Source organism: uncultured Georgenia sp., assembly GCF_937958535.1.
In the GTDB taxonomy this organism is placed as follows: domain Bacteria; phylum Actinomycetota; class Actinomycetes; order Actinomycetales; family Actinomycetaceae; genus Oceanitalea.
This window is the reverse complement of sequence record NZ_CALGNQ010000161.1, coordinates 1-4,516: the sequence shown is the minus strand read 5'-3', so window position 1 is coordinate 4,516 and position 4,516 is coordinate 1. Positions and strand designations below refer to the sequence as shown.

The following is a 4,516-nucleotide window of genomic DNA, read 5'->3' as shown; positions in this document are numbered from 1 at the left end:
CGGCCGCGAAGGCCGACGCGGAGGAGCAGGACGAGGCAGGTGCTGCGAGCACGACGCCGCGTCGCCGGCGCGGCCACCGCCGCGTCACCTCCGGCGGACCGATCACGGCCTGACCGACCCATCCCGGTCCGCCCGCGCCCTGCGGTGCGGGCGGACCGGGACGACGGTCGTGCCCGAGCCGGCTCCTCACGGGCCTGGGACCGGCGACTGCGCCGACCGCGCAGGCGTCTCGAGCACCACCGGGCCACGGGTCGCCCCGGCGGTCCGGTCACCGCCTCACGGTGCCGGTGAGCCGTCGAGTACCGCCTGCGCCCGCCGCACCGCCTCCTCCACCCGGTCCAGGAGCAGCCGACCGGCCGGGTCCGGTGGCCGGTGGTGCTCGGCCACCCAGTCGCGCAGCGCGTCCACCACGCGCAGCTGGGCGCGGGCGTCACGCGGCTGGGGCAGCAGCCACACCGGGTGGCAGAAGCCCGGGAGCGCGGCGAGCACGAGCTCCACACCCGAGACCCGCAGCACGGCATCGACCGGCTCGAGCTGACGCTCGGCGTGGAGCAGCACCAGCTCGTCCGGGGTGAGCCACTGCTCGCCCTCGGTGTCGAGGTAGGTGAGCAGGTGGGCGCGCACCCGTGGCACCCGCGCCCGGATGGCCGGGTGGCCCAGCGCCGGCGCGGCCGCGAAGAAGGACGCGAGCAGGTGAGCTCCGGCGAGCGGGACCCGTGCGTCGTCGTCCATGGCGGCAGCCTGCCACCCACCACCGACATCCTCCGGGACCGACATGACGGAACCTGCCCCGGAGGTCTGGCGCACCCTCGGTGTGCTGTGGTCCACTTAGGTAATGCTTACCTCACCTCGGAGCGCCACGACGGTGCGGCACGTCCCCCTGGACGACCGCCCCGCCTACCGCCCCTTCGCCGTGGAGGTCGCGCGCGTCACCACCCTGGGCCCGAGCTTCCGCCGCGTCACCTTCACCGGCGCGGACCTCGTCTGGTTCGGCACCCACGGCCACGACCAGCGCATCAAGCTCCTGCTGCCGATGCCGGACGGTCACCTCACCGACGTCGGGCAGGACGACCCCGCCACCATCCTCGCCGGCACCTGGTACGAGCGATGGCGCCAGACCCCGGAGGAGCGGCGCAGCCCCTTCCGGACGTACACGGTGCGCGACGTGCGCCCCGAGGTCGCCGAGGTCGACGTCGACATGGTCGTCCACGGCGACGGCGGCCCCGCCTCCCGCTGGCTGCTCGCCGCCCGCCCGGGCGACCGGGTGGTCATCGTCGGTCCCGACGCCCGCTCCAAGGACAACGCCGTCGGCGCCGACTGGGCCCCCGGCACCGCCTCCGAGCTCCTCCTCGCCGGTGACGAGACCGCCGCCCCCGCGATCACCTCGATCCTCGAGAGCCTGCCACCCGGCCGCCGCGCCCGGGCGTTCATCGAGGTCCCGCGCGCCGGGGACGTCCTCGACGTCACCCTGCCCGCCGACGTCGAGCTCACCTGGCTGGTCCGCGACGGCAGGCCCCACGGGCACGAGCTCGTCCCCGCCGTGCGCACCTGGGTCGCCGCCAACGCCGCCGTGGTGAACGAGGCCCGCGCCGTCGTCCGGCAGGCGCTGGAGGACGTGGACGTCGACACCCAGCTGTTGTGGGACTCCCCGGTCCTCCACGTCCAGCCGATCGACAGCTGCGGCCGTGGTGAGCGGTGCGGCTCGGACTTCTACGCCTGGTTCGCCGGCGAGGCCGCCGTCATCAAGACGCTGCGGCGCATGCTCGTCAGCGAGGCCGGGGTCTGCCGCCGCCGCGTCGCCTTCATGGGCTACTGGCGCCAGGGGCGCAGCGAGGCGCAGTGAGCGCCGGCACCACCCGTCGATGACCGCGACCCTCACCCCGACGCACCGTCAGTCCGTCCCGACCCGGCGCCGCCTGGTCGGCCTGGGTGTCGCCCTCGCCGTGCTCCTGCTCGTCGTCGCGGCCAGCCTCGCGCTCGGTGCCCGCGACGTGCCGCTCGGCACGGTCGTCGACGCCCTGACGGCCCGCGTCCCCGGCGACAACGACCACAACGTCGTCCTCGACCAGCGCCTGCCCCGCACCGCGGTCGGGCTGCTCGTCGGCGCGGCCCTCGGGCTGGCGGGCACGCTGATGCAGGGGGTGACCCGCAACCCGCTCGCCGACCCCGGCCTCCTCGGCATCAACGCCGGGGCCTCCCTCTTCGTCGTCCTGGCGATCAGCGTCCTCGGGGTCACCAGCCCCTCCTCCTACGTGTGGTTCGCCTTCGCCGGGGCGGCCGCCGCCACGCTCCTCGTCTACGGCATCGGCGCCGCCGGCCGGCACGGCGCCACCCCGGTCAAGCTCGCGCTCGTCGGCACCGCGCTCGCCGCCGGGATCACCTCGGTGCTCACGCTGCTGCTGCTGAGCAGCACGACCGCGACGAACGCCTACCGGTTCTGGTCCGTGGGGTCGCTCGCCGGCCGGGGGAGCGGGGAGAGCGGCACCGTCGTCCTCACCCTGCTGCCGGTCCTCGCGGTCGGCGCGCTGCTGGCCCTCCTGTGCGGCCGCGCGCTCAACCTGCTCTCCATGGGCGACGACCTGGCCCGCGGCCTCGGCCTGGACGTGGGCCGCGCCCGGCTCGTCGCCTTCGCCGCCGCCGTCGTCCTCGCCGGGGGTGCGACGGCGCTCGCCGGGCCGGTCGTCTTCGTCGGGCTCGTCGTGCCGCACCTCGTCCGCCCCCTCACCGGCCCCGACTACCGGTGGGTGCTGCCCTTCGCCGTCGTCGTCGGCCCGGCCCTCCTCCTCACCGCCGACGTCGTCGGGCGGCTCGTCGCCCGTCCCGGGGAGCTCGAGGTGGGGCTGGTCGTCGCGTTCGTCGGTGCCCCGGTCCTCATCGCCATCGTGCGCCGCACCAGGACGGCCGGACTGTGACGACCACGCTGCTCCCCGCCCCGGCCCCGGCCCGTGAGGCCGTCCGTGCCGAGCGCCGCCGGCGCCGGTGGCGCACCGCGGTGGTCACCGTCGCCCTCGCCGGCGTCGTCCTCGCGCTCGCCTGGACCGCCCTGTCCTGGGGTGGTCACGCCGCCGAGGCGGCGGACCACCTCGCCGGGCTGCTCGGCGGCGGCAGCGGCGAGGACTCCTTCACCATCGGCCGCATCCGGCTGCCCCGCGTGGCGCTGGCCGTCCTCGTCGGCGTCGCGCTGGGCGTGGCCGGTGGGATCTTCCAGACGGTGCTCGGCAACCCGCTCGCCAGCCCCGACATCCTCGGTGTCAGCGGCGGGGCGAGCGCTGCGGCGGCGTTCGCCATCGTCGTCCTGGGCCTGTCCGGGCTCCTCGTCGGGCTCGCGGCCCTGCTCGGGGCGGCTGCCGCGGCCACGCTCATCTACCTCCTCGCCTGGCGCGGCGGCGTGACCGGCTACCGGTTCGTCCTCGTCGGCGTCGGGATCGCCTTCGCCGTCAACGGGCTCGTGGGCTACCTCCTCACCCGCAGTGACGTCGACGACGTCCGCTCGGTGCTCGTGTGGATGGTCGGCAGCATCGGCACCCCGCGCTGGCGGGACGTCGCCGTCCTCGCCGCGGCCGCCGTCGTCCTGGCGCCCGCCGTCGTCGGCGTCTCCCGTCGGCTGCGGGTGCTCGCCCTGGGTGACGAGACCGCCGGCGGGCTGGGGGTCCGCGTCGAGCGGACGCGGCTGCTCGCGCTCGCCGTCGCGGTCGCGCTCGCCGCCCTCGCCACCGCCTTCGCCGGCCCGGTCGCGTTCGTCGCCTTCGTCTCCGCCCCGATCGCCCGGCGCCTCCTGCCCACCGCCGGGGCGGTGCTGCTGCCCGCCGGGCTGGTCGGTGCCGCGGTGATCCTCGGCGCCGAGCTCGCCGCCCAGTACCTCGTCCCCTCCCTGGAGGCCCCCGTGGGGATCATCACCGGCGCCGTGGGCGCCTGCTACCTGCTGTGGCTGCTCGTCGCCGCGGACCGACGGGGTGAGACGGCATGAGCGGCCCCGACCTGCGCACCGTCGGGCTCACCCTCGCCTACGACGGCCGCGCCGTCGTCACCGACCTCGACCTCACCGTCCCGCCCGGTGCCGTCACCGTCGTCGTCGGCGCCAACGGCTGCGGCAAGTCCACGCTGCTGCGCGGCCTGTCCCGGCTGCTGCGGCCCGCCGCCGGTGCCGTCCTCCTCGACGGCCGCGACCTGCGCGAGCTGCCCGCCCGCCACGTGGCCCGCACCATCGGCATCCTCCCGCAGAGCCCGCGGGCCCCGGAGGGCATCACCGTCGCCGACCTCGTCGGCCGCGGCCGCCACCCGCACCAGGGCTGGTTCCGGCAGTGGGACGCCGCCGACGACGCCGTCGTGGCCGGCGCGCTCGAGGCCACGAGCACCGTCGACCTCGCCGGGCGCCGGGTCGAGGAGCTGTCCGGTGGGCAGCGCCAGCGGGTGTGGATCGCCATGGCGCTGGCCCAGGACCCCCAGATCCTCCTGCTCGATGAGCCCACGACCTTCCTCGACGTCACCCACCAGCTCGAGGTGCTCGACCTGCTGC

General features: G+C 76.3%; 5 protein-coding genes. 4 read left to right on the top strand and 1 reads right to left on the bottom strand.

Annotated features, from left to right (window positions below):
* Positions 1 to 276: 276 nt before the first annotated feature.
* Positions 277 to 732, bottom strand: a complete 456-nt coding sequence (locus tag Q0195_RS08820) for a hypothetical protein (protein ID WP_299277229.1) — start codon at positions 730 to 732, stop codon at positions 277 to 279.
* A 103-nt stretch (positions 733 to 835) separates the two neighbouring features.
* On the opposite strand from Q0195_RS08820, the gene Q0195_RS08815 reads away from it, so the two are divergent.
* From Q0195_RS08815 to Q0195_RS08800, 4 genes are all read left to right on the top strand, one after another.
* A complete protein-coding gene (locus tag Q0195_RS08815) occupies positions 836 to 1,843 on the top strand; it encodes a siderophore-interacting protein (protein WP_299277226.1) in 1,008 nt (335 codons plus the stop codon).
* Between the two features lie 19 nt (positions 1,844 to 1,862).
* Entirely contained in the window at positions 1,863 to 2,912 is a 1,050-nt protein-coding gene (locus tag Q0195_RS08810; RefSeq protein ID WP_299277223.1) for an iron chelate uptake ABC transporter family permease subunit, read from the top strand.
* Positions 2,909 to 3,967, top strand: a complete 1,059-nt coding sequence (locus tag Q0195_RS08805) for an iron chelate uptake ABC transporter family permease subunit (RefSeq protein ID WP_299277221.1) — start codon at positions 2,909 to 2,911, stop codon at positions 3,965 to 3,967. Before Q0195_RS08810 ends, Q0195_RS08805 begins: the two co-directional genes overlap by 4 nt.
* Positions 3,964 to 4,516, top strand: a 553-nt coding sequence (locus tag Q0195_RS08800; RefSeq protein WP_299277218.1) for an ABC transporter ATP-binding protein, incomplete at its 3' end; no start/stop codon positions are given. The genes Q0195_RS08805 and Q0195_RS08800, both read left to right, overlap by 4 nt.